The sequence below is a fragment of the Microbacterium sp. genome, from assembly GCF_052102115.1.
Lineage (GTDB): Bacteria > Actinomycetota > Actinomycetes > Actinomycetales > Microbacteriaceae > Microbacterium.
In genome coordinates this window covers 1-21,989 of sequence record NZ_JBQDVP010000033.1, presented here as the reverse complement: position 1 = coordinate 21,989, position 21,989 = coordinate 1, and the positions used below count along the sequence as shown (strand labels likewise).

Annotated in this window: 19 protein-coding genes and 2 pseudogenes; 10 read left to right on the top strand and 11 right to left on the bottom strand. The window is 66.0% G+C overall.

Translation table 11 applies throughout. The features are described 5' to 3' along the window. Positions 1-43: 43 nt before the first annotated feature. From ACTICP_RS10910 to ychF, 4 genes are read right to left on the bottom strand one after another with little or no spacing between them, the layout of a single operon-like run. Entirely contained in the window at positions 44-3,388 is a 3,345-nt protein-coding gene (locus ACTICP_RS10910; protein WP_441892284.1) for a type I restriction endonuclease subunit R, read from the bottom strand. Next, complete coding sequence (locus ACTICP_RS10905; protein WP_441892282.1) at positions 3,388-4,575, bottom strand: restriction endonuclease subunit S; 1,188 nt, start codon at positions 4,573-4,575, stop codon at positions 3,388-3,390. The genes ACTICP_RS10910 and ACTICP_RS10905 overlap by 1 nt, the downstream gene beginning before the upstream one ends. Beyond that, a complete protein-coding gene (locus ACTICP_RS10900; RefSeq protein ID WP_441892280.1) occupies positions 4,572-6,122 on the bottom strand; it encodes a type I restriction-modification system subunit M in 1,551 nt (516 codons plus the stop codon). The genes ACTICP_RS10905 and ACTICP_RS10900 overlap by 4 nt, the downstream gene beginning before the upstream one ends. Continuing rightward, entirely contained in the window at positions 6,119-7,210 is a 1,092-nt protein-coding gene (gene ychF / locus ACTICP_RS10895; RefSeq protein ID WP_441892278.1) for a redox-regulated ATPase YchF, read from the bottom strand. Before ychF ends, ACTICP_RS10900 begins: the two co-directional genes overlap by 4 nt. A gap of 255 nt (positions 7,211-7,465) precedes the next feature. Here ychF and ACTICP_RS10890 point away from each other — a divergent pair, with 255 nt between their 5' ends. The 3 genes from ACTICP_RS10890 to ACTICP_RS10880 are packed head-to-tail and all read left to right on the top strand — an operon-like array spanning position 7,466 to position 9,836. Then, on the top strand, positions 7,466-8,059 hold the full coding sequence (locus ACTICP_RS10890; RefSeq protein WP_441892276.1) for a 3'-5' exonuclease: 594 nt from the start codon (positions 7,466-7,468) through the stop codon (positions 8,057-8,059). A 35-nt stretch (positions 8,060-8,094) separates the two neighbouring features. Continuing rightward, positions 8,095-8,502, top strand: coding sequence for an ankyrin repeat domain-containing protein (locus ACTICP_RS10885; RefSeq protein WP_441892274.1), 408 nt, complete (start codon positions 8,095-8,097; stop codon positions 8,500-8,502). A 56-nt stretch (positions 8,503-8,558) separates the two neighbouring features. Next, the gene (locus ACTICP_RS10880; protein WP_441892272.1) at positions 8,559-9,836 is read left to right on the top strand and encodes a DNA recombination protein RmuC; all 1,278 of its coding nucleotides are present in this window, start codon (positions 8,559-8,561) and stop codon (positions 9,834-9,836) included. On the opposite strand, the gene ACTICP_RS10875 is transcribed toward ACTICP_RS10880, so the two are convergent. After that, positions 9,824-10,117, bottom strand: coding sequence for a hypothetical protein (locus tag ACTICP_RS10875; RefSeq protein ID WP_441892270.1), 294 nt, complete (start codon positions 10,115-10,117; stop codon positions 9,824-9,826). The two genes, ACTICP_RS10880 and ACTICP_RS10875, sit on opposite strands and share 13 nt — an antisense overlap. A gap of 120 nt (positions 10,118-10,237) precedes the next feature. Next, positions 10,238-11,224 (bottom strand): class II fructose-bisphosphatase, encoded by a 987-nt coding sequence (gene glpX, locus ACTICP_RS10870; protein WP_441892268.1) that lies wholly within the window; start codon positions 11,222-11,224, stop codon positions 10,238-10,240. 185 nt (positions 11,225-11,409) lie between these two features. Between glpX and fbaA the strand changes: the two genes are divergently transcribed. Further along, positions 11,410-12,438, top strand: a complete 1,029-nt coding sequence (gene fbaA / locus ACTICP_RS10865; protein ID WP_441892266.1) for a class II fructose-bisphosphate aldolase — start codon at positions 11,410-11,412, stop codon at positions 12,436-12,438. 124 nt (positions 12,439-12,562) lie between these two features. Here the strand turns inward: fbaA and ACTICP_RS10860 are convergent. The 3 genes and pseudogenes from ACTICP_RS10860 to ACTICP_RS10850 all read right to left on the bottom strand — a co-directional run. After that, a pseudogene (locus ACTICP_RS10860) lies at positions 12,563-12,814 on the bottom strand (MOSC domain-containing protein); the annotation flags it as partial. Between the two features lie 176 nt (positions 12,815-12,990). After that, on the bottom strand, positions 12,991-13,515 hold the full coding sequence (locus ACTICP_RS10855; RefSeq protein ID WP_441892264.1) for a DUF6264 family protein: 525 nt from the start codon (positions 13,513-13,515) through the stop codon (positions 12,991-12,993). Next, positions 13,512-14,510 carry a 4-hydroxy-3-methylbut-2-enyl diphosphate reductase gene (locus ACTICP_RS10850; protein WP_441892302.1) on the bottom strand — a complete coding sequence of 333 codons (999 nt, stop codon included), beginning with the start codon at positions 14,508-14,510 and terminating at the stop codon, positions 13,512-13,514. Before ACTICP_RS10850 ends, ACTICP_RS10855 begins: the two co-directional genes overlap by 4 nt. A gap of 150 nt (positions 14,511-14,660) precedes the next feature. Between ACTICP_RS10850 and xseA the strand changes: the two genes are divergently transcribed. The 6 genes from xseA to ACTICP_RS10820 all read left to right on the top strand — a co-directional run bounded on the left by xseA (position 14,661) and on the right by ACTICP_RS10820 (position 19,966). Next, a complete protein-coding gene (gene xseA, locus ACTICP_RS10845) occupies positions 14,661-15,938 on the top strand; it encodes an exodeoxyribonuclease VII large subunit (RefSeq protein ID WP_441892262.1) in 1,278 nt (425 codons plus the stop codon). Positions 15,939-15,989: 51 nt separating this feature from the next. Then, the gene (locus ACTICP_RS10840) at positions 15,990-16,220 is read left to right on the top strand and encodes an exodeoxyribonuclease VII small subunit (RefSeq protein ID WP_441892260.1); all 231 of its coding nucleotides are present in this window, start codon (positions 15,990-15,992) and stop codon (positions 16,218-16,220) included. Beyond that, positions 16,217-16,858: a DUF4245 family protein gene (locus ACTICP_RS10835; RefSeq protein ID WP_441892258.1), complete on the top strand. Its 642-nt coding sequence runs from the start codon at positions 16,217-16,219 to the stop codon at positions 16,856-16,858. The genes ACTICP_RS10840 and ACTICP_RS10835 overlap by 4 nt, the downstream gene beginning before the upstream one ends. Continuing rightward, the gene (locus ACTICP_RS10830; protein ID WP_441892256.1) at positions 16,855-17,526 is read left to right on the top strand and encodes a carbonic anhydrase; all 672 of its coding nucleotides are present in this window, start codon (positions 16,855-16,857) and stop codon (positions 17,524-17,526) included. Before ACTICP_RS10835 ends, ACTICP_RS10830 begins: the two co-directional genes overlap by 4 nt. Beyond that, complete coding sequence (locus ACTICP_RS10825) at positions 17,523-18,917, top strand: class II fumarate hydratase (protein WP_441892254.1); 1,395 nt, start codon at positions 17,523-17,525, stop codon at positions 18,915-18,917. Before ACTICP_RS10830 ends, ACTICP_RS10825 begins: the two co-directional genes overlap by 4 nt. Positions 18,918-19,129: 212 nt before the next feature. Then, positions 19,130-19,966 (top strand): DUF559 domain-containing protein, encoded by an 837-nt coding sequence (locus ACTICP_RS10820; RefSeq protein ID WP_441892252.1) that lies wholly within the window; start codon positions 19,130-19,132, stop codon positions 19,964-19,966. A 139-nt stretch (positions 19,967-20,105) separates the two neighbouring features. Here ACTICP_RS10820 and ACTICP_RS10815 read toward each other — a convergent pair whose 3' ends face one another. Both ACTICP_RS10815 and ACTICP_RS10810 read right to left on the bottom strand, forming a co-directional pair. Continuing rightward, a complete protein-coding gene (locus ACTICP_RS10815; protein WP_441892250.1) occupies positions 20,106-21,467 on the bottom strand; it encodes a PhoH family protein in 1,362 nt (453 codons plus the stop codon). 185 nt (positions 21,468-21,652) lie between these two features. After that, a pseudogene (locus tag ACTICP_RS10810) lies at positions 21,653-21,989 on the bottom strand (aminotransferase class V-fold PLP-dependent enzyme); the annotation flags it as partial.

Below are 21,989 nucleotides of genomic sequence, written 5' to 3'. Positions count from 1 at the left end.
AAGGTCTGTGAGACAGAGTCCACGACTTCAGCACACCTACCGTTCAGGTGCCCGGGTACCCCAATGAGTGGTTCGGGTCGGTGGCACCCAACTGCGCTGCGACGTGAGCAGCGAAGGCGGGGTCATCATGAATGCGGGCGACGACGTCATCAGCAATTTTGTCCACATCAAGGGGGCCAACGTATTCCACGGATGGTGCCGGCCAGTGAAAGTCGATTCTGGGCGTGTAGGCGCTCTGCCCGTCGTCACCGTAGGCGGTAAGGACGTGATCAAAAACCAGCCGCATCTTCGAGGTAAAAATATCCAGCGTGTAGGGCTTCTCGGGCAAGCCCTGGTCGAGGACCTGGCGGATGGTGCTGTTGACGTCGTTCATGACGTCGACCTTGCGACGCCAGTCCTGGACGAGCTTCTCGTGGAGGTGCACGAGAAGCTTCTGGGCGCTGGCCTTGACGGTCTCACGCTCCTCGTCAGTCAGGACGGGATTGGGTTGGGTGAGCAGGTCGAAGATCGCCAGCTCCTCCTCTGTCAGATCCTCGCGAGCGGATCGCTCCTCCTCATGGGTCAGAGTCTTCGACAGCTCGATGAGGCGGCGGAGGTACTCGTCGATGTTCACACTGCCCGCGTTGTAATCATTGATGAGCTGTTCGATCCGCTCCACAAGTTCGTATCGGGTCGGGTTCCGCGTCGCCGATGCGATGGCCTGCTGGCGCAACAGCTGCGCCAGTCGGTCGGTCTCGGCTCGTTCCCGTCCGGCGAGCTTGGCCGACAGACCTTCGAAGTCGATCTGTGACAGGTCAATGAGCGGATCGGGTTTGGTCCCCTCGGCAGCGGCTCGGATGACATATTCCTCGGCACCTACGGAGCGGTCGAGCAGTGCGTCCACCGCATCCGTGACCGAACCGAGGTCCGCCTCGGCCGGCCGTGTGACCTCCGCGATGCGCTCGGCGAGCACCCTGATCGCTGCGACGTTGCGTTGCTGCGCAGCAGCCTTGGGGTCGGGCAGGAGGGCCTTGAAGAGCTTCCGCACCTGGCGTGCCTTCTGCTGGAAGTCGGTGCGTGTGCCCTCGTCGACGAGTAGCGCCTCGACAGCTGCGTCGCGCTTGGCGACGTGGTCGAATCCTTCGGCGTCGCGCATCGCAGCAAGGTCGACTCCGACGCCGGTGCAGAAGGCGAACAGGTCGGCCACGGCAGCGTCCAGCTCGGCGGCGAGGGCGTCGATGATTTCGATCGGTGAGTCGCCGGCGTTCGCGGCCCCGTAGATCGCCAACGCCTTCTCCAGGTTCCGGAAGACACCGACGTAGTCGACGATCAACCCGTTGTCCTTCTCCGGGAAGACCCGGTTGGCCCTGGCGATCGTCTGCATCAACGTATGATTACGCATCGGCCGGTCGAGGTAGACCGTCGAGACACTGGGCGCGTCGAAGCCGGTCATCCACATCGCGCAGACGAACACGAGCCGCAGCGGGTCCTGGGCGTCCTTAAACTTCTCGGCCAGGTCCTCGCGGATCATCCGCTCGCGGTGCGGTCGGATGTCGAGGCCCTGTTCGTCAAGCATCTTCAGCTCGTTCTGGCTCTGCGAGACCACGACCGCCATGTCGGTGGTCTCCATGAGCTCGATCCGCGATGCCAGCCACGGACGCTCGAGCTCTGGCAACGCGTCATGCTCCGCCTTCAGGTCAGCCAGATGCTCGGTCCAGGCTTCTCGGACGAGGTTGTACATCCGCACGGCTGCGGCCTTGTCGAGCCCGACGTACATCGCCTTGCCGGTGAAGCCCCGGCCGACGAAGTGGGTCACGAGGTCCTTGGCGATCGTCTTCAGGCGCTCAGGACGTGTCAGCAGCGTGTATTGCGTACCGAACGCCCGAGCGAGCTGGCCCTCGGCGTCCTCGTCGAGCTCGGCCTCCTCGAGGAGTTCGTTGAGTTCCTCGGAGAAATTCTCGTTGACCAGCTGCAGCTCGGGAATGCGGTTCTCGTAGTACAACGGGACCGTCGCGCCGTCCTCGATCGCGTCGCGGAAGTTGTAGACGCTGACGTAGTCACCGAACTGCTCGCGCGTGGCCTGCTCCTCACCGGCGATCAGCGGTGTGCCGGTGAAGCCCATCATCGAGGCGTTCGGTAGCGCAGTGCGCATGTTCAGGGCGAGTGTGTCGTACTGGCTTCGGTGCGCCTCGTCGGTGATGACGATGACATCCGAACGGGTTGAGAGAACCGGCATCTGCCGCTCCCCCAACGCCTTCGACGGCTGGAACTTGTGGATCAACGTGAACACGTACCGGTGGTCAGCCGCCAGCAGCTCACGCAGGTGCGCCACGGAGTCTGCGTGCACCCTGGCCTCGGGCGAGATCGCCCCGGCGTCGGCGAACTCCCCGTGGAGCTGAGTGTCGAGCTCGGTGCGGTCGGTGACCATGACAAACGTCCACCTGCCCGGCACCCGTCGCAGCACCTTCTGGCTGAACCACAGCATCGACAGCGACTTGCCCGAGCCCTGGGTATGCCAGAAGACTCCCAGGCGCTTGTCCTGCTCAGCACGCGCCCGGTGCAGGTTCTCGATCGCCGCGTTGACTCCGAGGTACTGGTGGGACCGAGCGATCACCTTGATCAGGCCACCGGGACGCTCCATGTAAGCAACGAAGTTTTCCAGCAGGTCCAGCAGCACCGCCGGGTGGCAGGTGCCGCGCAGCGCGGTCTCCAGTGCGACCGCACCGCGGGTGCCGTGGGCGTCGATGACCTTCCAGTCATTGAAGAATTCGAAGGACGAGTACGTGGAGCCGACCTTGGCCACGGAACCGTTGGAGAGCAGCACGAAGCAGTTTGGGACGAACAGTTGCGGGATGGTGTCGCGGTAGTCGGTCAGGTTGTTGTCGTACGCGGACTTGACCGACTCACCGGGCTCCTTGAACTCCATCAGCACCAGCGGAATACCGTTGATGAACAGCACCAGGTCGAGACGGCGGCTGTGTAGGTTGCCCTTGACCCAGAGCTGCTGCACGGCCAGCAGGTCGTTGTTCGAAGAGTTCCTCAGGTCGAGGTAGCGCAGGGTCTCGATCTGCTTCTGACCACGGTCATCGGCCCACTCGGCCCGGTAGCCGTCGCGGAGCAGGTCGTGTACCTCATGGTTGGCGCGAACGCGGTCCATGGCCGATCGGTCCTTGGTGAGCACCTCGACGGCCTCATCGATCGAGGTGTCGGGCACGTGCTCGGGGTTGAGCCTGCGCACCGCGGTGCGTAACCGGTGCGTGAGGACAACATCGCGTTGGGAGTCACGCCCGAGGCTACCCTCGGGCCCCAGCGTCTCTTGGAAGGCGTCCACCGGGGTCCAGCCCAGCTCCGAGAGAAGATCGATGCTCGGCTTCTCGACGTACCAATACTCCGGACCCGTGGGAGTCATTACGCCACCTGCTCCGAAACCAACGCATCAAGGTCAAGCGTCGAGACATCGATCTGCCCTGTCACCAGCTTCGGCAGCAATTGATCGCGAATTTCTTCTAGCCGTCTGCTCGACCTGCCGAGATGCCATGCAGCCGCGTCCAACGGACCAATCGCTGCCTCGAACGCTGTGATCAAGCCTGCGTTAGGAACGTAAAGATCCAATCCTGAGATGGAGTCGAGAGTGATCTGCGGCTGCGCAGATCCGCCGATAAATTCTGCAACTCCACGATGTTCCAGAAACCGATAGAGCCACAATTTTCCAAACCCAGCCTTTGGAACAATCGTGAATGAGTTGTTGGTTACGAATGCTGGTGCGCTCGTGATCGCGACCTGTCCGCAGGAACCGCGACACCCCATCACGATAGTCCGCTCGAACACAGTGGCCGTGTCATGGCTCCCAATCACCTTGGCCGCTCCGTACACGGGAATTTCTCCCGGGCGCATTTCCTTTTTTGCGAGTCCGCGTCCGTAACGAACGTCAGCGACACGCAGGAGTGGTGCAACACTCCAGTCTTCGGGGATTGGTCCGAGCGTCGAGTTAATCATGCAGACGTCCTCGTGGCCGGGGTAGCGGAACTTCACGAACCACTCGCGGTAGATGGCCCGTGCCATCTCTTCCAACACCTCGACCCGCCGCCGATTGTTCTCGATCAGGTCGTCGAGGCACCCGAGTACTTCACCGACGCTAGCCTGTGTCCCTTTGTCAGGAACTCGCACCGTTACGTTCGAGAACGTTGACTTGTTGATGATCGGCGTCGCGGCACCGCTTGCCGCTAGCGCAATAGCGGGAGCATTGTGTCTAAGTAAGTAATAAAGGAACCGACTATCTGTCTCAACACTCGGAATCACTGTGTTGATTTGCTGATTAGTCACGGACTCTGACGGGAGCAGACAAACCTTCCCGATCGTGGCTCCGATGCACACGAATGCCACCGAACCTGTCGGGACCAGACGCGTCCGAAGGCCTGCCCGCCCCTCGCCGGAGAGCCATCGCTCCGGTCGTGGCCTGCGGTCGCCCTCCGTCATGTCACTCGGCGTTACGAAGGGCACTGAGTCGCCGAACCAACCTTGGTGTCGTGAGGGAGGCGTGCTCCCAGTAACCACCTTGCCAAGGTCAAAGATTGCCAGAGACTCCCAGTTGCTCATACGCCCAGAATCCCTTGGATGGAGGCGTCAACCTTGGATCGCAGAACGTCGGCTTCGTCGCTCAGTGTTGTGAACTCCTCGTAGAGCGCCGTAAGGTCCCCTACGAAGTCGACGTCACCCTCGTCAACAGCTGCGGTGCCGGTGTATCGCCCGGGGTTGAGGCTCCATCCCTGTGCTTCGATCTCGGCCCGGGTGGCGACCTTGCACAGGCCGCCGACGTCGACGTACTTCCCATCGGGGAAGTTCTCCTTGAGCAGGGTGTCGCTGCCCTCGCTGGTCTCGACCTCCTCCCCGCGGTAGAGCCGGACGATGTTGGCAAGGAACTCGATCTGGTCGGCTGTGAAGTCGCGGTGGGCGCGGTCGATCTGGCGGAAGATGTGCCGTGCGTCGACGAAGAGGACTGTGTCCTCGCGCGGCGTCCCGATCTTGGCCTTGTCGAGGAACCACAGGGTCACCGGGAGGGTGACGGTGTAGAAGAAGTTGGAGCTGATGGCGACCAACACGTCGACGGTGCCGGACTCGATCAGCTGCTTGCGGATCTCCTTCTCCGAATGGCCCGCGTCTCCGGCAGAGTTGGCCATCACGAAGCCGGCTCGGCCCTTCGGTGAGAGCGCCGCGTAGAACTGCTGGATCCATAGGAAGTTGCCGTTGTCGGCCGTCGGAACACCGAACGGGAACCGCTTGCCGCCGGCCAGCTCGTCCTTCTTGATCTTGTCGACGTTGAAGGGCGGGTTGGCCATCACGTAGTCGAAGGCACCGACTGCACTGTGGGGGTCCTCGTAGTAGCTGTTGGCCTGGCGAATGTCACCGGACAGCCCGTGGAGGGCGAGGTTCATCTTCGCCAACGGGACGGTGTCCTCGGTCTTCTCCACACCGAAGACGGAGAGCTTGCGGCTAGCGGAATTGTGGTGGCGCTCAACGAACTTGGCACACTGGACGAACATGCCGCCGGAGCCGCAAGCCGGGTCGAAGACGCGGCCTTGGAAGGGCTCCAGGATCTCGACGATCAAGCGGACGATAGAGTATGGCGTGAAGTACTCACCACCGCCCTTGCCCTCCTGCGCCGCAAAGTTGGAGAGGAAGTCTTCATAGATGAACCCGAACGCATCACCCTCAAGCTGGGTCGGTAGCGGTGCGAAGAGACGCAGCAGCTCGATCAGGGTCGAGCGTTCCAGCTTCTGGTAGCCGCGCGGCAGGATGTCCTTCAACTCAGGGTTCGCGGCCTCGATGGCCTTGATGGCCTCGTCGGTTGCCTTGCCCACGTCCTCGCCCTCGGGCAGGTCTACCAGGTTGGACAGCCGTGACTCGTCGGGGACGTAGAGCACCGATCTGGCCTTGTAGTCGGCGGCCGTCGCCGGGTTCCGAGCACTGGCCTTCGACTCGACCACCCCACGCACGGCCTCGAAGCGGTTCTCCGCGTACGCGAGGAAGACAAGCCCCAGGACGGGGTCGCGGTACTGGACGGGGGTGAGCTTGGAGTTGGCGCGCAACTCGTCAGCTGCAGCCCATAGGGTGCTGCGGACCTTGCCGAGGTCGACCGTCTTCACTTCTTTCCTCCAGAGGTTAGTCCGCTACGGAACTCCACCACGTCGCCATCCTGCATGACGTAGTCCTTGCCTTCGAGTCGCGCTTTACCCTTCGCGCGGGCCTCGACGACGGAACCGGTCTGGACCAGGTCGTCGAACGAGATGACTTCGGCCTTGATGAAGCCCTTCTCGAAGTCGGTGTGGATGACTCCTGCGGCCTGCGGCGCCTTCCAGCCCTTGCCGATCGTCCACGCGCGAGCCTCCTTGGGCCCGGCGGTCAGGTACGTCTGCAGCCCCAGAGTGTCGAAGCCGATGCGGGCGAGCTGGTCGAGGCCGGACTCCTCCTGACCAGTAGATGCCAGCAGTTCGGCAGCATCCTCCGGGTCGAGGTCGATGAGTTCCGACTCGATCTTCGCGTCGAGGAAGATCGCCTTGGCGGGCGCGACGAGCGCTTCGAGCTCAGCCTTGCGCGCAGCATCCGTCAGCACGCCCTCGTCGACGTTGAAGACAAAGATGACCGGCTTCGAGGTGAGCAGGCCGAGCTCCTTGATCGGCGCGAGATCAATGCCGCTCACCGAAAGCAGCACGCCGCGCTCGAGCGCATCCTTGGCGGCGTTCGCGGCCTCGAGCACCGACGGGTCGAGCTTCTTACCGCGCACCTCTTTCTCGAAGCGCGGAATCGCCTTCTCGACGGTCTGCAGGTCAGCCAGCATGAGCTCGGCATTGATGGTCTCGAGATCTCCCTGGGGGTTGATCGCGCCCTCGACGTGCACGACGTCGTCATCGGCGAAGCCGCGCACGACCTGGGCGATGGCATCCGCCTCGCGGATGTTCGCGAGGAACTGGTTGCCGAGCCCCTCCCCCTCGCTCGCTCCGCGCACGATGCCGGCGATGTCAACGAACGACACGGTCGCCGGGAGGATCCGCTCGCTGCCGAAGATGCCGGCGAGCACGTTGAGTCGCGAGTCGGGCAGGTTCACCACACCGACGTTCGGCTCGATCGTCGCGAACGGATAGTTCGCTGCGAGCACGTCGTTCTTGGTCAGCGCGTTGAAGAGGGTGGACTTGCCGACGTTGGGCAGGCCGACGATACCGATAGTGAGAGCCACGGGATACGAGTCTACCGGCGGGCATGTCCGGGAATGTGCGGATGCCGGTGTCGTGAACCCGCAACCACTCCGATATGCCTCCGAGCCATGTCGGGAAAGCCGCGAGTGCCGCGGGCAGATACCCGCAGCTTCCCAGACATGCCCGGCACCCATCGCCGTATGGATGCTGCGCCGCACCCGCCCCGGCCGTGCCCATGTCGCCAGCTCACGGCGAGCCTGCGGCGTCGGGTCCATCACCGGGGCGAGGGTGAAGAGGTGCCCCTGGACTTCACCGCGATCGACTTCGAGACTGCGAACTCCAGCCCGGCATCGGCCTGTTCTGTCGGGCTCGTCCGCGTCCGCGACGGAAAGGTCGTTGCCACCGCGAACTGGCTGATCCGTCCGCCGGCCGGGCACGACGAGTTCCAGGAGTGGAACATCAAGATCCACGGCATCCACCCGCAGGACGTCGCGAACGCCGCCACGTGGCCCGAACAGTTCGACCGCCTGTGCGGATTCGCCGGCGCAGACGTTCTCGTGGCCCACAACGCCGGTTTCGATCTGAAGGTGCTGCGCACGGCATCCGCGGTGACCGCGCTCGAATGCCCGCCCTATCGCTCGCTGTGCAGCCTGCAGGTCGCCCGCAAGGTGTACGACCTCGACTCCTACCGGCTGCCTGTCGCCGCAGCCGCCGCTGGATTCGCCGAGTTCTCCCATCACGACGCCCTGGCCGATGCGCGCGCCTGCGCACAGATCGTCATCGACTCCGCGCGCCGCACGGGCGCCGCCGACGTCCACGCGCTCGCGGGTGGGCTCAGTCTGCGCGTCGCAGAGCCGCCGAAAACGGTCGTGCAGGAACAGGCAGCCTGACCGCATTCCCGCGCCGAACGCGAGAGAATGAGGGCATGACGAATCCATCCGGCGATTCCCCGGTCAGCCTCGAGGTCATCGAGGGCACCTTCGATCTCGCGCGGCAGGGACGCACCGGCCCGCTCGGCGAGATGATCGACGCCGGCGTTCCGATCGATCTGCGCAATCCGCGCGGCGACACGTTCCTGATCGTGGCGACCTACGCCGAAGAGGCGCACACGGTCGCCGATCTGATCCGGCGCGGTGCCGAACTGGATGCCGTCAACAACAATGGGCAGACCGCGATCTCCTGTGCGGTCTTCCGCAAGAACGACACGCTGCTGCGGATGCTGTTGGATGCTGGAGCCGACCAGGATGCCGGGGCGCTCTCCGCGACCGCGATCGCAGACCAGTTCGGGTTGGCGGACATGCGGGCGATCCTCGAGGAGTACGCGGCCCGCTGAGACGGCGTCCGGGGCGTCGTGGCGGCGATGTCTGTGGGCCCCGGCATCATGGCGGTATGGATGCTCCGCTGATAGCCCTTCTCGTCGTGGCAGCGCTCGCCGTTGGCGTCGCCGTCGGCTGGTCCGCGCGCTCCGCGCGCGGCTCGCAGGCGCAGGCGCAGACCCGCGCCGACTTGGCCCGTGCCGAGGCCGAGCTCGCCGCTGCGCGCGACGATCGCGACCGCCAGTACGATCTGTATCGGGATGCTGTGGAACACGCACGCACCCAGCAGCGCGCAGAGGCCGAGCGGGTGCAGCAGCAGAATGCCGTCCTCACGGCCCTGGCACCCGTGCGGGAGTCGCTGCAGCAGATGCAGCACAAGGTGTCTTCGCTCGAGCAGGAGCGTCATGCCCAGTTCGGGTCTCTCGCCGAGCAGCTGCGTCGTGCGCAGGAATCGGACGAGGCGCTGCGCGCCACCACGGAGTCACTCGCCGGTGCGCTGCGCTCGACCTCGACCCGCGGCGTCTGGGGCGAGACGCAATTGCGACGTGTCGTCGAGGCAGCCGGCCTCACACGGCACGTCGACTTCGACCTGCAATCCACGATCTCTTCGGATCGCGGGCAGGGGCGGCCGGACATGGTCGTGCGGCTCCCGGGCGGCACATCCATCGCGGTCGACGCCAAGGTTCCGCTCGACGCATACCTCGAGGCCACCGCGCTGACCGGCGAGGCGAACGAGGCGCAACGGCGCCAGCACATGCAGAAACACGTCAAGGCCGTGCGCGCTCACGTCGATGCCCTGGCGAAGAAGGCGTACTGGTCGGGGCTGGAGGCGAGCCCCGAGTTCGTGATCTGCTTCCTGCCGAGCGAGTCGCTGCTGGCGGCGGCGATCGATGAAGACCCGACGCTGCTCGACTATTCGTTCGGCAAGAAGGTCGCACTGGCGTCGCCGGTGAACCTCTGGGCGGTGCTCAAGACCGTCTCGTACACCTGGACGCAACAGGAGGTGTCGACCGAGGCGCGCAATCTGCTCAAGCTCGGAACCCAGCTGTTCGAACGCGTCGGTACACTCGCCGGTCACGCGGACGATCTGCGTCGAGCTCTGGAGCGCACGGTCGACAGCTACAACCGCTTCGCCGGTTCGCTGGAGAACCGCGTGCTCGTCACCGCGCGCCAGTTCCCGGGGATCGATGCGTCATCGCTCGAGGCGACGCCCCAGATCATCGAGAGCGCTCCGCGCAAGTTCACCGCCCCCGAACTGACCGACGGGGTTCCGGTTGCTGAGATCGAAGCTGACTTGGGTCAACTCCGCAGCCGCGTCAGCGACGCGGCGACCGACCATCAGGCGCTGTAAGGCACCCAGCTGAGCAGGGCGATCACGAGGCCAGAGGTGACGACGAAGGCACCGACCATCCACCAGGAACTGAGCTCGTGCCCCTCGGCACGGCGAACGCGGAAGAGCACGTCCGTACGGCGGGCCGGATCGATGTTCTGCGGTGCGGGCGTTGCCGCGGCAGCAGCCGCTGCCCGGGCGGATTCGTCTTCCGGCGAGATCCGCAGAATGCGCCCGGTATCGGTGGTGACCATCTTCACCGGAGCGGGCTTCCTGTCACTGCGCGTCTGTCCCGTGGACATCTCTCACCCTCCTGGAGGCTGTCGCGGTTCGGTTCTCGACGACGGCTTCCATTGTGCCAGCAATCCCTGATAGCGGCCGGAAGGGCGCTCCGACGGTGCCGGGAAGGCGACGATCCGGGCTCAGAGCCACTTCGATACGAGGTGCTCCGACGAGATCCGGCGCAGGGTGCCCGAAGCGCCCCGCAGCACGACCGACTCGGTATAGACATAGTTGCCCTCGCGGCTCACACCCGCGACGAGCTGGCCATCGGTGACACCCGTCGCGACGAACAGCGTGTTATCGCCCTGCACCAGTTCTTCGGCCTCGTACACGTAGTCCATCTTCAGGTCGGCGTCGATGCCACGCTGACGCTCTTCGTCGTCGCGCGGCCAGAGCCGCCCCTGAATGTGTCCACCGAGAGCCTTGATCGCACAGGCTGTGACGATGCCCTCCGGGCTGCCGCCCACACCGACGCACATGTCGGTTCGTGCACCGTGACGGGCCGCGTTGATGCCTCCGGCGACATCGCCATCGCTCATCAGGCGCGTTCCGGCGCCCGCTTCGCGGATCTCTTCGATGAGCTTCTCGTGGCGGGGGCGGTTCAGCACCGAGACGACGAGCTCGTCCACGGGTTTGCCGAGCGCCTTCGCCAGGAGGCGAATGTTCTCACCGACGGGCAGGCGGATGTCGACGACGCCGACACCAGCCGGGCCCGTGACGAGCTTGTCCATGTAGAAGACGCTCGAGGCGTCGAGCATCGTGCCGCGATCCGACACCGCGATCACTGACAGTGCGTTCTGCCGACCGGCCGCCGTCAGCGAGGTGCCATCGATCGGGTCGACGGCGATATCGCACTCCGGACCGCGTCCGGAGCCCACAACCTCGCCGTTGAACAGCATCGGCGCGTTGTCCTTCTCGCCCTCACCGATGACGACCCGGCCCTGGAAGTTCACGGTGCCGAGGAATGCGCGCATGGCGTCGACGGCCGCACCGTCAGCCGCTTCCTTATCCCCGCGGCCGATGAACGGCACCGCACGGATCGATGCCGCCTCGGTCGCACGCACCAGTTCCAGCGCGAGATTTCGATCGGGACGCAGCGGGCTCGTATCGGCCGTCAGACTCACCATGAGGCCAGCCTAACGAGCGAAGCGTCCGGACAAGGCGATGTTTCACCTCCCGGAGCGTGAAGAAATCGTGATTCTTAACCTTGATGAAGACTGCCTCGTGAAGACGCAAGCAGGGGCTCCGGCATCCATGCACGGCCAGCGATAGAGTGAGCACTGTCCCGGCTTCATCTATCGCAGGAGATTTCATGCCCGTCGCCACTCCGGAACAGTACGCAGAGATGCTCGACCGCGCGAAGGCCGGTGGTTTCGCATATCCCGCGTTCAACGTCTCCAGCTCACAGACCATCAACGCCGTCCTCCAGGGCCTGACCGAGGCCGGTTCCGACGGCATCATCCAGGTGACGACCGGCGGCGCCGACTACTTCGCCGGCCACACAGTGAAGGGCCGCTCCACCGGCGCACTCGCCTTCGCCCGCTATGTGACCGAGGTCGCCAAGAACTATCCGATCACCGTGGCGCTGCACACCGACCACTGCCCGAAGGATGCGCTGGCCGGCTTCGTCGAGCCGCTGATCGCCGCCTCTGAAGAAGAGGTCAAGGCCGGCCGCAACCCGATCTTCCAGTCGCACATGTGGGACGGATCGGCCGTGCCGCTGGCGGAGAACATCGAGATCGCGAAGGACCTGCTTCCGCGCATGAAGGCGATCAACGCCATCCTCGAGGTCGAGATCGGCGTCGTCGGCGGCGAGGAGGACGGCGTGGCGCACGAGGGCTCGAACGAAGCGCTCTACACGACGTTCGCGGATGTCGACCAGGCCATCCAGGCGCTCGGCCTCGGCGAGCAGGGCCGCTACATCGCCGCCCTCACCTTCGGCAACGTGCACGGTGTCTACAAGCCCGGCGGCGTCAAGCTGCGCCCCGAGCTGCTCGGCGAGATCCAGGAGCAGGTCGCCGCGAAGTACAGCACCTCCGCGAAGCCGCTCGATCTCGTCTTCCACGGCGGCTCGGGCTCGACCGATGAAGAGATCGCGACCGCGGTCGCCAACGGCGTCATCAAGATGAACATCGACACCGACACGCAGTACGCGTACACGCGGGCGATCGCCGACTACATGTTCAAGAACTACGACGGCGTCCTGAAGGTCGACGGCGAGGTCGGCAACAAGAAGCAGTACGACCCGCGCGCCTGGGGCAAGATCGCCGAGACGGCGATGGCCGCCCGCGTCGTCGAGTCGACGCGCCAGCTGGGTTCGTACGGCCAGTCGCAGAGCTGACCGTCACACTCCGCGGTAGATCTCCTGGCACGGTCGGAGCATTCTCCGGCCGTGCCAGGAGAGACACGGCATCCCCTGCCTGTACGCGGCCTTTCTGCACGACGCGAAGGTAGACACCCAGTCGACGCGCGTTCGAGAAGCGCTTGACCCAGCCGCGCTCGTCGTCTCCGCCGACCCATCGGGCGAAGGTCTGACACGGCGTGCGCGGCATCGTCACCTCGACGACGGCGGTGCCGATCGACCACTGCTCGCCCACGAGTGCGACACCGAGATCGAGCCCCGATACGCGCAGATTCTCGCCGAACCACCCCGCCGGAAGCGCGCGGCCGAGCTCGCGTTCCCAGTACGCCGCATCCTCCTGCGCGTACGCGTACACGGCTTTGTCCAGGCCACCGTGGTTCTTGCGGTCAGCTTGCACATCGGCATAGACCCCGTACGCGCCGACGCGCACCGGCCCCGTAACCGAACGCTTGTCTATCGCGGTCGTGCCGACCGTGCCGGCATCCGGGCGCAACTCGTGCACCGCGCACACGGCGAGCACGCTGGCGGAGCTCAACGCCCCGACATCCCCTCGACGTAAGTCAGGAACGCCGGATCGCCCATCATCGGCACCGTGATGCAGAACGCCGCCACCAGCATGGTCACTGCGGCGCCGACCAGCGGCAGCCACCACGTGATCTTTCCGCTTCGCAGTCGCCGCATCGACAGCCAGGCCGTCAGCACCCACCCGATGACGAGGACGATCGCGGCGACCGTGCCCCAGACCCTGGCCTGCTCGAAGTTCGTGAACTCGCCCTCGATGCCGAGGATCTTCATGCTCTCGTTCATGAGGTCGGGCAGGTTCAGATACGACATGCCGGTCATGAAGACGTTGACCACGCCATAGGCGAGCAGAGCGATGGTGAGGATGCGGTCCCACGGGCGACCCGCCGGTTTCTTCGGCGCAGCCGGCGCTTCGACCACAGCGGGCGTTGCGATCACGGGGGTCTCGGGCGCAGCATCCATCGGCGGCAGCCCCGCAAGCCGGCGTTGCTCTTCGGGAGTCGCGTACTCGCCGTACTGCGGCCGATCCGTCATGCCGATGCGGGCTTCGAGCGTCCGCCGAGCGCGCGGGTGTCGCGCTGCCCCGACGGGTCCTGGCGCAGCTCCTTCGGGAGCGAGAACATCAGATCCTCTTCGGCGGTGCGGATCTCTTCGACATCGGCGTACCCGGCGCTGCTGAGCGCTTCGAGAACCTCGCGGACGAGCACTTCGGGCACCGATGCGCCGCTGGTGACCCCGACCGTCTCGACACCGTCGAGCCACTCCTGCTTGACCTCTTCGGCGTAGTCGACGCGGTAGGCGGCCTTCGCCCCGTATTCGAGGGCGACCTCGACCAGGCGCACGGAGTTCGACGAGTTCGACGAGCCGACGACGATCACGAGATCCGCATCCTTCGCGACCTTCTTGATCGCGACCTGGCGGTTCTGCGTGGCGTAGCAGATGTCGTCGGACGGCGGATTCTGCAGGTCGGGGAAGCGCGCACGCAGCCGGTTCACAGTCTCCATGGTCTCGTCGACCGAAAGCGTGGTCTGCGAGAGCCAGACGACCTTCGACGGGTCCTTGACCGTGACCGTGTCGGCTTCGTCGGGCGAGTTCACGATGGTCACGCGCTCGGGTGCGTGGCCGGCGGTGCCCTCGACCTCTTCGTGGCCTTCGTGACCGATCAGCAGGATCTCGTAGTCGTCACGCGCGAACCGCACCGCCTCGCGGTGCACCTTGGTGACCAGTGGGCAGGTGGCGTCGATGGCGTGCAGGCCGCGATCCGATGCCGAGTTCACCACGGCGGGTGACACGCCGTGCGCGCTGAACACGACGTTGGCGCCCTCTGGCACCTCGTCGACCTCTTCGACGAAGATCGCCCCCATCTCTTCGAGCTCGGTGACGACGTGGATGTTGTGCACGATCTGCTTGCGCACGTACACCGGGGCGCCGTAGCGCTCGAGAGCCTTCTCGACGGCGACGACCGCCCGGTCGACACCGGCGCAGTATCCGCGGGGTGCCGCGAGCAGAACGCGCTTATGTCCGTCGATCGGGTTATTCTGAAGCCGCGTCGCCCGCGACCGAGGGATGCGGGGAACGGGAAGATGTACGGTGGCCTGGCTCACCCTTCCAGTCTACCGACGGGTGCCGGAGAAGGGCCTGGACGAACATCGCAGGCGCGAAGCAGAGGAAAGGACCCGATGACGGTTTTCGAGGCATCGTCCGCTCAGGGCACGACTCCACCGGCGGATGCTGTCGCTCCGCGTGACTCGACATCAGATGCCCCCACCTCCATCGCCCGACTGAACGGCACGATCCGCGACTTCGTCGCTCGGTGGAACACGGTCTGGGTCGAGGGCGAGATCACGTCGTGGAACGTCCGCGGCGGCAACGTGTTCGGGCGTCTGAAGGACACCCAGTCCGACGCGCAGATCTCGATCCGCGTCTGGTCGAGCGTACGAGGGCGCATCCCCGCCGACCTCGCCATCGGCGACCACGTCGTCGCCGCGGTCAAGGCCGACTACTTCGTCAAGGCGGGCGACTTCAGCTTCACCGTCTCGACGATGAAGCACGTCGGGCTCGGCGACCAGCTCGAGCGGCTCGAGAAGCTGCGCGCCCAACTGCGTCAGGAGGGCCTGTTCGACCCGGCGCGCAAGAAGCAGCTGCCGTTCCTGCCGCACTGCATCGGGCTCATCACCGGCGAACGCTCGGATGCTGAGAAAGACGTCCACCGCAACGCCGAGCTGCGGTGGCCGCAGGTGCAGTTCCGCACCGCCTACGCGGCTGTGCAGGGGGATCGCTGCGTGCCCGAGACGCTGGCGGCGCTCGCCCGGTTGGATGCCGACCCAGAGGTCGACGTCATCATCATCGCCCGGGGCGGCGGCGATCCGCAGACACTGCTGGGGTTCAGCGACGAGCGGCTCGTGCGGGCCGTGGCCGCGGCTTCCACCCCGATCGTCTCCGCGATCGGGCACGAGAACGATCACCCGCTGCTCGACGACGTCGCCGACCTGCGCGCTTCGACCCCGACGGATGCTGCCAAGCAGGTCGTCCCGGACGTCGGAGAGCAGCGCGCCCTCATCGGGCAGCTGCGCTCCCGCGCCACCTCTCGCCTGACGCAGCGCATCACGCACGACATCGCGCAGCTCGAGCAGCTGCGCTCCCGTCCGGTGCTGCGCTCCCCCGACCCGATCATCGAAGGCCGTGCGCAAGAGCTCTGGCTGCTGCTGTCCCGCGGACGGGACACGGTCGGCCGGCAGCTCGACGCGGCAGCCCGGAAGACCTCGGAGCTGCGTGCGTCGCTCCGTGCTCTCTCGCCGGCGGCGACCCTCGCCCGGGGGTACGCCATCGCACACCGCGACGGCGGTGTGATCCTGCGAGATGCTGCAGACGCGCCGGCCGGCACGGCGCTCACCATCACGCTGGACCACGGCTCGGTCGGCGCCCGGTCGGACGGCGAGATCGCCGAGGCCGGCTGAGCTCGGTCACGCGGCCGGGCGAAGTCTGTGCCGCGTCGTAGGATGGAGGGCGTGACTGCGCCGAACGACATCCCCGTGGAGACCCTGTCGTTCGAGGCCGCTCGCGACGAACTTGTCCGCGTCGTCGCCGAACTCGAGCAGGGCTCTCCGACCCTCGAGCACTCACTCGCGCTCTGGGAGCGCGGCGAAGCCCTCGCCGCCCGCTGCGAGGAGTGGCTGCTCGGCGCCAAGCGCCGCCTCGAAGCGACGCGTCCCGCGGAATCCGACGGAGACGAATCGTGAGCAAACCTCCTCCCATCGTCGCCGAGCTCGGCCGCGCCGAGACACCGGAGGAGACTGCCGCGCGCAAGGCCGAGTTCAGCAAGAACTATCGGGCCAGCCAGTCGTTCCGCAACCTCATCGCGGCGCTGATCATCACCCTCGCCGTGGTCGCCGTGGTCATCTTCGGCGTGCCGCGCGGCGAACCGGCATCCGAGCGCGAGGTCGACATGGTCGGCATCGCCGCCGATGTCGAATCGACGATGCAGAGCCCGGTCATCGTCCCCGACCTCGGCGACTTCTGGCGCGTCAATTCTGCCGAACTGCAGGGCGGCGCGGTCAACGTCTGGAAGATCGCGCTCGCCCCTGCCGCTGAAGACGAGCGCGGCTTCATCACCGTCGCGCAGGGCTTCGACACCGACGCCTCGTGGGCTCCGCAGATGCTCGGCGGCACAGCATCCACCGACACGACGCGCATCGGCGGGCTGGACTGGGACGTCTACGCCGTCGCCGGCAAGACCGACAACAACGTCAGCTACGCGATCGGCACCCAGGCCGGCGACGACTACATCCTGTTGTACGGGGCGCGATCGGCCGACTCGACAGCAGACCTCGCTGAATCGCTCAGCCCGCAGATCCGCAGCATCTCGGAGGCACGATGACAACGCTCACCCCGACCGCGGCGTGGCGGCAGATGCTCGACGGCAATCATCGCTTCGTAGCGGGTGAGCCGCGGCATCCGAATCAGAATGTCGAGCGCCGTCATGACCTCGCCGACCATCAGAACCCGGTCGCTACCCTCTTCGGATGCTCGGACTCGCGCCTCGCCGCCGAGATCATCTTCGATCTCGGCCTCGGCGATCTCTTCGTGGTGCGCAACGCCGGACAGGTCATCGGCGAATCGATCGTCGGCAGTCTGGAGTACGCCGTCGAGATTCTGAAGGTTCCGCTGATCGTCGTCCTCGCGCACGACGAGTGCGGCGCCGTGCGCGCGGCGATCGACGGCACCGCGATCGACGCGGACCCGCTGCCGCCGCATATCTGGAAGCTCATCGCCCCGATCATCCCCGCCGCCCGCAAGGTGCTGGCGGCGAACGGCGGATCCTCGCCGGCGGACATCGATGCCGAACAGGTCGGCCGCGAGCATCTGCGCAACACCGTCGCGAACCTGCTGCAGTCGTCCGAGCTGATCAGCGAAGCTGTCGCCGAGGGTCGGCTGGGAATCGTGGGCGCGAACTATCGTCTCGCCGAGGGCACGGCCGTGCCCGCCATCACTGTTGGAATCGACACGGGGCCAGAGATCCCCGCAACCCAGGAGGGATCGAAGTGACTGACACCGACTACCGGATCGAACACGACACCATGGGCGAGGTCCGTGTGCCCGTGAACGCGCTGTACGGCGCGCAGACGCAGCGTGCCGTGGAGAACTTCCCGATCTCGGGCACGGGTCTGGAGCCCGCGCAGATCGCCTCGCTCGCACGCATCAAGAAGGCCGCCGCCCTGGCGAACAAGGAGCTCGGCACGCTCGACGGCGCCATCGCCGACGCGATCGCGGCCGCCGCCGACCAGGTCGCCTCCGGCGCATACGACGGCGAGTTCCCCGTCGACACGTACCAGACCGGCTCCGGCACCTCGTCGAACATGAACATGAACGAGGTGCTGGCGAGCCTCGCCTCCAGCATCCTCGGCTCTGCCGTGCACCCGAACGACCACGTCAATGCGTCGCAGTCGTCGAACGACGTCTTCCCGACGTCGGTGCACATCGCCGTGACGCAGGCGCTCATCGACACGCTCATCCCCTCACTCGACCACCTCGCCGTCGCCCTCGAGGCCAAGGCCGAGCTGTGGAAGGATGCGGTCAAGTCAGGGCGCACCCACCTCATGGATGCGACGCCGGTCACCCTCGGGCAGGAGTTCGGCGGCTACGCCCGTCAGGTTCGTCTCGGCATCGAGCGCGTGCAGTCGGCTCTCCCCCGCGTCGCCGAGGTGCCGCTGGGCGGAACCGCCACCGGCACCGGCATCAACACCCCGCTCGGCTTCCCGCAGAAGGTCATCGAGCTGCTCGCTGCGGAGACGGAGCTGCCGATCACCGAGGCGAAGGACCACTTCGAGGCTCAGGCCAACCGCGACGGCCTCGTCGAGACATCCGGCGCGCTGCGCACCATCGCGGTGTCGCTGACGAAGATCAACAACGACCTGCGCTGGATGGGGTCGGGGCCCAACACGGGTCTCGGCGAGCTGCACATCCCCGATCTGCAGCCCGGCTCGTCGATCATGCCCGGCAAGGTGAACCCAGTGGTTCCCGAGGCCGTGCTGATGGTCTGCGCCCGCGTGATCGGCAACGATGCGACCGTGGCCTGGGCCGGAGCATCCGGTGCTTTCGAGCTGAACGTCGCGATCCCGGTCATGGGCACGGCGCTGCTGGAGTCGATCCGCCTGATCGGGAACGCATCGCGCGTGCTCGCTGACAAGACGGTTGACGGCCTCGAGGCGAACACCGAGCGCGCCGCTGCGTTCGCGGGCATGAGCCCGTCGATCGTCACCCCGCTGAACAAGGTCATCGGCTACGAGGCCGCGGCGAAGATCGCCAAGCACGCCGTGGCCAAGGGGATCACCGTGCGCGACGCCGTGATCGACCTCGGCTACGTCGAGCGCGGCGAGATCACTCTCGAGGTGCTGGACGAGAAGCTCGACCTGCTCTCCATGACCCACCCGGGCTGACCCGCTTCCCGTCGGAGCCTGGTACGCACGTCGGAGCCTGTTGCGCCCGTCGGAGGTTTTACTGTTATCCCTCCTACGTGCGTCACAGGCTCCGCTGTGCGGAACGTTCGTCCGACGCCCCACTCGTCCTGCACAAAAGTGATTGCTGCGGATCTGTCCACAATCAGATGATTCGGCCACCGCCGCATGGCGGGAACAGACACTGTGGCGGGATGATCGATCCCGCACACGTCATCACCCAACTCGGCAACGTCGCCTTCGGGACCCAATTGGAGAAGTTCGGCATCTCTCGCGCGACACTTGCTCGCCACGTCGCCAAGGGAAAGATCGATCGCATCCGCTCTGGAGTGTTCGCCGTCCCAGGGCTGAAACCGTCCATACGCGAGGCCATCGCCCACGGCGGCGCGCTGACGTGTACCTCGGTACTGCGCTCGCACGGAGTGTGGGTACTGCACGAGGGAACGGAACCGCACGTCTGGATGGGCGCTTCCGGGAGAGCACGCACCCATGCGAACTGCTCGTGCGTCAGTCACTACTACCGAGGAGACCCGCCGTTGGGGACGGCATCACTCGAGCAGGCGCTCTTGCACCTGTATCGATGTCAGGGCGAAGAGGCCTTCTTCGCGGCGTTCGAATCGGCGTGGAAACTTCGTCTCTTGTCCAGGGCTGCGCGCTCTCGCATCCGCGCTGCACTCCCAACATCCGCTCGCTGGATCATCGATATCGCGCAACCCGACGCCGACAGTGGGCTGGAGTCTCTGCTGCGACTTCGGCTGCACCTCGTCGGTGTGCGCCTCGACTGCCAGGTCGAGATCAGTACCGTCGGCAAGGTCGACTTCGTGATCGGCGGACGCCTCATCCTCGAGGCGGATGGCAAGAAGAACCACGACGGAGCATCGATGCGCCACAAGGATCTGGTCAGGGATGCCGCAGCGTCCGCGCTCGGCTACGAGACGCTGCGATTCGACTACGCCCAGGTCGTGCATGACTGGCCGACCGTCCGCGCGGCGATCATCGGCGCCCTGAACCGACTCCGTGACCATGCGTGAATGTGTGACTGTGACTCCCTGGCAGAGAGTGCTGACACCCGCCGGCTGCGTGACGCCAGTCGGAGGTCGATACGCCCGTCGGAGGTTTTCGTCAATGATCTCCGACGTACGTCACAACCTCCGACAGGCGTAACGCGACTCAGCTGAGCTCGCCGCCCTCCAGCAGCTCGGTGACCAGCGCGGCGATCGCCGAGCGCTCCGAGCGCATCAGCGTGACGTGCCCGAACAGGCCCTGGCCCTTGAGCGTCTCGATGACGCTGGCGATGCCGTCGTGACGGCCGACGCGCAGGTTGTCGCGCTGCCCGACGTCGTGGGTGAGCACGACGCGCGAGTTCTGGCCCATGCGGCTCAGCACCGTCAGCAGCACGTTGCGCTCCAGCGACTGCGCCTCGTCGACGATCACGAACGCGTCATGCAGCGAGCGTCCGCGGATGTGCGTCAGCGGCAGCACCTCGAGCAGGCCCCGCTCGACGACCTCTTCCATCACGTTGCCCGAGACCACCGACCCGAGGGTGTCGAAGACCGCCTGACCCCAGGGCCCCATCTTCTCGTTCTGGTCACCGGGCAGGTAGCCGAGCTCCTGCCCACCAACGGCGAACAGCGGGCGGAAGACGATGATCTTCTTCTGCTGCTGGCGCTCCAGCACGGCCTCGAGTCCTGCGCACAGCGCGAGCGCCGATTTTCCGGTGCCGGCGCGGCCACCGAGCGAGACGATTCCGACGTCGGGGTCCGTCAGCAGGTCGATCGCGATGCGCTGCTCGGCAGAACGACCGTGCATGCCGAACAGGTCGCGGTCGCCGCGCACGAGTCGGTACTCGCCGTCGCCCGACACGCGTCCGAGCGCCGATCCCCGCTCGGAATGGATGATGAGGCCGGTGTTCACAGGCAGCCCGCGGGCGTCCTCGCTGAGGCCGACCTCGCTTTCGTACAAGTCGCTGATGTCGTCGCCGGAGAGGTTGAGCGTCGCGATGCCTGTCCAGCCGGAGTCCACGGCCTGCTCGGCGAGGTACTCCTCGGCGATGAGGCCGAGAGATGCCGCTTTCACACGCATCGGCAGATCCTTGGAGACGATCGTGACGTCCTGACCGTCCTGGGCGAGGTTCATGGCGACGGCGAGGATGCGGCTGTCGTTGTCGGCGAGGCGGATGCCGCTGGGCAGCGCACTCGCGTCGGTGTTGTTCAGCTCCACCCGGAACGTTCCGCCCTCCCCGACCGGCACGGCGAAGTCGAGCCGTCCGTGTTCGACGCGCAGCGCGTCGAGATGACGCAGGGCCTGCCGGGCGAAGTATCCGATCTCCGGATCGTGACGCTTGCCCTCGAGCTCCGTGATCACCACGACCGGAAGGACGATCGAGTGCTCTGCGAAGCGGAACAGCGCCTGCGGATCCGACAGCAGCACCGACGTGTCGAGCACGTATGTGCGGAGGTCCTGGTCCGGTGCGTCCGAAGACGACCGGCGCGAGGCCTGACGGGTGGACTGCTGTGCTGTACGTGTGGTCACGACCCACTCCCGACCCGGGATGCTTCCCGGCTATGCCACGAGTCGACCTGGGGTCACGAGCCGCGAACCTGAGGGCCGACTCGACCGGGCACTGTGCCCGATGTCTTGAACGTACGACTTCGGCGCGGGAACCGGAACACGGACACGCCCGAAGTGCGGGTTAAGTCCGTATTAACTCTGCGCGCTCAGTCCCCCGGCGTGACGACCGTGCCGAGTGCTGCGTCGAGCATGCGCAGCGTCTCATCGTCGGTCCCGGCGTGGGCTGCGACGCGGATGGTCGTTCCGCGCGTCGTGGCGACGACGTCGGCGTTGGTCAGGGCGGCCGACATGGCGGCGGGGGCCTCCGGGGCGAGGGCGACGATCCCTGCGCGCCGTTCGCGCTCGCGCGGCGTCAGCACCGGGACGCCGTGCCGGTCCGCGATCTCGAGAATCGCGTCGACCCGCGTGCTGATGGCCTCGTCTATGTTCGCGACGCCCGCATCGCGCACGTCGCGCAGGCCGATCGCCAGCCGCGCGACGGCG

Excerpts from the sequence above, each read along its gene's own strand:
- ACTICP_RS10910 (WP_441892284.1), bottom strand. The coding sequence starts at position 3,388 with ATGACTCCCACGGGTCCGGAGTATTGGTACGTCGAGAAGCCGAGCATC.
- ACTICP_RS10905 (WP_441892282.1), bottom strand. The coding sequence starts at position 4,575 with ATGAGCAACTGGGAGTCTCTGGCAATCTTTGACCTTGGCAAGGTGGTT.
- ACTICP_RS10885 (WP_441892274.1), top strand. The coding sequence starts at position 8,095 with ATGACGAATCCATCCGGCGATTCCCCGGTCAGCCTCGAGGTCATCGAG.
- ACTICP_RS10880 (WP_441892272.1), top strand. The coding sequence starts at position 8,559 with ATGGATGCTCCGCTGATAGCCCTTCTCGTCGTGGCAGCGCTCGCCGTT.
- ACTICP_RS10875 (WP_441892270.1), bottom strand. The coding sequence starts at position 10,117 with ATGTCCACGGGACAGACGCGCAGTGACAGGAAGCCCGCTCCGGTGAAG.
- glpX (WP_441892268.1), bottom strand. The coding sequence starts at position 11,224 with ATGGTGAGTCTGACGGCCGATACGAGCCCGCTGCGTCCCGATCGAAAT.
- fbaA (WP_441892266.1), top strand. The coding sequence starts at position 11,410 with ATGCCCGTCGCCACTCCGGAACAGTACGCAGAGATGCTCGACCGCGCG.
- ACTICP_RS10855 (WP_441892264.1), bottom strand. The coding sequence starts at position 13,515 with ATGACGGATCGGCCGCAGTACGGCGAGTACGCGACTCCCGAAGAGCAA.
- xseA (WP_441892262.1), top strand. The coding sequence starts at position 14,661 with ATGACGGTTTTCGAGGCATCGTCCGCTCAGGGCACGACTCCACCGGCG.
- ACTICP_RS10830 (WP_441892256.1), top strand. The coding sequence starts at position 16,855 with ATGACAACGCTCACCCCGACCGCGGCGTGGCGGCAGATGCTCGACGGC.
- ACTICP_RS10820 (WP_441892252.1), top strand. The coding sequence starts at position 19,130 with ATGATCGATCCCGCACACGTCATCACCCAACTCGGCAACGTCGCCTTC.